The organism is Alysiella crassa DSM 2578 (assembly GCF_000745955.1).
GTDB lineage: Bacteria > Pseudomonadota > Gammaproteobacteria > Burkholderiales > Neisseriaceae > Simonsiella > Simonsiella crassa.
Genome location: NZ_JQKH01000128.1, coordinates 1 through 3,578, shown reverse-complemented (window position 1 = coordinate 3,578; position 3,578 = coordinate 1). Strand labels below are relative to the sequence as shown.

At 45.8% G+C, this 3,578-nt stretch carries 2 protein-coding genes, 1 rRNA gene and 1 pseudogene; all 4 read left to right on the top strand.

All coding sequences use genetic code 11. The features are described from left to right. A 5S ribosomal RNA gene (rrf, locus tag Q338_RS15530) occupies positions 1 to 89 on the top strand; the annotation flags it as partial. Between the two features lie 65 nt (positions 90 to 154). Next, the gene (gene coaD, locus Q338_RS12180; RefSeq protein WP_034295886.1) at positions 155 to 664 is read left to right on the top strand and encodes a pantetheine-phosphate adenylyltransferase; all 510 of its coding nucleotides are present in this window, start codon (positions 155 to 157) and stop codon (positions 662 to 664) included. 122 nt (positions 665 to 786) lie between these two features. Beyond that, complete coding sequence (gene metE / locus Q338_RS12175; protein WP_034295884.1) at positions 787 to 3,069, top strand: 5-methyltetrahydropteroyltriglutamate--homocysteine S-methyltransferase; 2,283 nt, start codon at positions 787 to 789, stop codon at positions 3,067 to 3,069. A gap of 234 nt (positions 3,070 to 3,303) precedes the next feature. Then, positions 3,304 to 3,578: pseudogene (pepN, locus tag Q338_RS12170) on the top strand (aminopeptidase N); the annotation flags it as partial.

The following is a 3,578-nucleotide window of genomic DNA, read 5'->3' as shown; positions in this document are numbered from 1 at the left end:
CCACTCCTTCCCTTCCCGAACAGGACAGTGAAACATTCCAGCGCCGATGATAGTATACAATCGTATGCGAAAGTAGGTCATCGCCAAACTATTTATTCCAAAACACCCTACCTTAATGTTAAGGTAGGGTGTTTTACCATCATTAAGGAAATTTATGTTCCAATCTAATATTCGCCGCGCTGTATATGCAGGCAGTTTTGACCCACCGACCAATGGTCATCTGTGGATGATTACGGAAGCGCAAAAATTATTTGATGAATTGATTGTTGCCATCGGTGTGAATTCGGATAAAAAAAGCAGTTACACGATAGAAGAACGCAAACAAATGTTGCAGGCAATCACACAATCCTTCCCAAATGTGCGAGTGGCTTCATTTGAAAATGAGTTTTTGGTGAATTATGCGCATTCGGTCAATGCGAGATTTATTGTGCGTGGCATTCGTTCTAATGCAGATTATGAATATGAACGCGCGATTCGCTATATCAATGCAGATTTGCATGCGGAAATTCAAACGGTTTTTTTAATGCCGCCGCGTGAAATTGCCGAAATTTCTTCCACTATGGTCAAGGGTTTGGTGGGGCTGAATGGTTGGCAGAATGTGGTGCAGCGTTATGTGCCGTCTGCGGTCTATGCTAAAATATTGCACGATAGACAGGCAGCCTGAAAACGGTTTTCAGGCTGCCTGATTATGAAATAATTTCATTTTGAAATGCAAATTTAGCGTTTGCATTTCTTGTCTAAACACGCGATTATCGCGTTTTTCTAAATTCTTATTCGGAGAGTACGATGAATACATTTCACTTAAGCGGTTACCCACGCGTAGGCGCAAAACGCGAGTTGAAATTCGCGGTAGAAGCCTTTTGGAAAGGCGCGAAAAGCGAAGCCGAATTGCAAGAAGTGGCTGCCGAAATCCGCCGTAGCAACTGGGCAACCCAAAAAGCCGCAGGCGCAGATTTGCTGCCCGTTGGCGATTTTTCGTTTTACGACCATGTTTTGGATTTGTTGTGCGCGGTTGGTGCGATTCCAAAACGCTTTGGTTTTGACCCTGCGAATTTGACTTTGGAACAATATTTCCAATTGGCTCGTGGTAACGCCACCCAATTTGCGATGGAAATGACCAAATGGTTTGACACAAATTACCATTACATCGTACCTGAATGGCATGCGGATACCGAATTTTCAGCGCATTCCGCGCGTTTGATTGAGCAAATTAAAGAAGCCAAAGCACAAGGTCATGATATTAAACCAACTTTGGTGGGTCCTTTGACTTTGTTGTGGTTGGGTAAGAAAAAAGAAGAATTTGGTTGCCGCATTAAAACTTTATTGCCTAAATTATTGCCTGTTTACGCGCAATTATTGCGTGAATTGGCGGCTGAAGGCGTGGATTGGATTCAAATTGACGAACCCATTTTGGCGGTGGACGCTGGCGAGGCTTGGACAAACGCCTTCCCCGAAGTGTACCAAGAATTGACCAACACAGGCGTTCGCATCATCATCGGCACATACTTCGCGGGCGTGAGCGAACACATCAAATTGTTGAGCAGCCTGCCTGTACACGGCGTACACATTGACTGCGTGCGCGATTACCCACAACTGGAAGTATTCGCCGACAACTACCCAAGCAGCAAAGTATTGTCCATCGGTTTGGTGGACGGTCGCAATGTGTGGAAAGCGAATTTGACCAAAATCATTGACACTTTGCAGCCTGTAAAAGAAAAATTTGGCAACAATTTGTGGATTGCGCCAAGCTGCTCATTGTTGCACAGCCCACAAGATTTGGCGGTGGAAGAAAAATTAGACCCCGAAATCAAAAACTGGATGGCATTTGCCGCGCAAAAATTGGTGGAATTGGGCGTGATTAAACAAGCTTTGGCACACGGCAAAGACAGCGTTCAGGCAGCCTTAAAAGCCTCTGACGAAGCCGCCGCCGACCGCGCCACCAACAAAAAAATCCACAACGATGCCGTAAAAGCACGTTTGGAAAGCCTGCCTGCTGGTGCAGACCAACGCAAATCGCCATTCGCAACACGCATCAAAGCGCAACAAGAATGGATGAAATTGCCCATTTTGCCCACCACCACCATCGGCTCATTCCCACAAACGGCTGAAATCCGCGCAGCTCGTGCAGCGTTCAAAAAAGGCGAATTGTCTGCGGCTGATTATGATGCGGCAATGAAAAAAGAAATTGCCTACTGCGTTGAAATCCAAGAAAAATTGCAACTGGACGTGCCTGTACACGGCGAAGCCGAGCGTAATGACATGGTGGAATACTTCGGTGAACAGTTGGCTGGCTACTGCTTCACGCAATTTGGCTGGGTGCAATCTTACGGCTCACGCTGCGTGAAACCGCCCATCATTTTCGGTGATGTGTCTCGCCCTAACCCAATGACGGTTTACTGGTCATCTTACGCGCAATCTTTGACCAAACGCCCCATGAAAGGCATGCTGACGGGTCCTGTAACCATGTTCAAATGGTCATTCGTGCGCGATGACGTGCCTTTGAGCGTGGTGGCAAAACAAATCGCTTTGGCTTTGAACGATGAAGTGTTGGATTTGGAAAAAGCGGGCATTAAAGTCATTCAAATTGACGAACCTGCGATTCGTGAAGCCATGCCATTGAAAAAATCACAATGGAATGAATACTTGGATTGGGCTTGCGAAGCCTTCCGCTTGTCATCAACAGGCGCAGAAGACAGCACGCAAATCCACACCCACATGTGCTATTCCGAGTTCAACGACATTTTGCCCGCCATTGCCAGCATGGACGCGGACGTGATTACCATTGAAACTTCACGTTCCGACATGGATTTGCTGACCGCATTTGGCGAATTCAAGTATCCAAACGACATCGGTCCGGGTGTGTACGACATTCACAGCCCACGCGTACCTGCGGAAAGCGAAATTGAACACCTGTTGCGTAAAGCGATGAATGTGGTGCCCGTTGAGCGTTTGTGGGTGAACCCAGACTGCGGTTTGAAAACACGCGGTTGGACGGAAACCATTGAGCAACTTGAAAAAATGATGAGCGTAACGAAAAAATTGCGCGAAGAATTGAATCAAGCAAAATAATTGATGTTAATTAAATAAAAGGCAGCCTGAAAATAGAAAAATCTGTTTTCAGGCTGCTTTATTTTTAATAAACATAAGTGGGAGTAGGGGGATATTTTCATCATTTAGCCAATTTAGGCAGCCTGAAAGCCCGAAATTTCGTTACAATAAAAGCGTTATCCAAATTTGCTGATAACGCTTTTTTGTTTTTCAGGCTGCCTGAAATGAATTTCTCTCACCATTAGGATTTGATTTATGACCCAAACCGTCAAATATTTAAAAGACTACACCGCCCCCACCCACCTTGTTCCCAAAACCGATTTGCTTTTTGAAATCAACGAACAATATACCGATGTTTGGGCAACTTTGCACATTGAACCGCAAAATGGCGCGACCGAACTCGTTTTGCAAGGCGATGTGAAACTCATCTCCATCAAAAAAAACGATGAAACGCTGCCTGAAACCGCCTATTCGCTCAACCCAAACGATGAAACGCTGGTGCTGCCCAATATGCCCACCGAGCCGTTTAC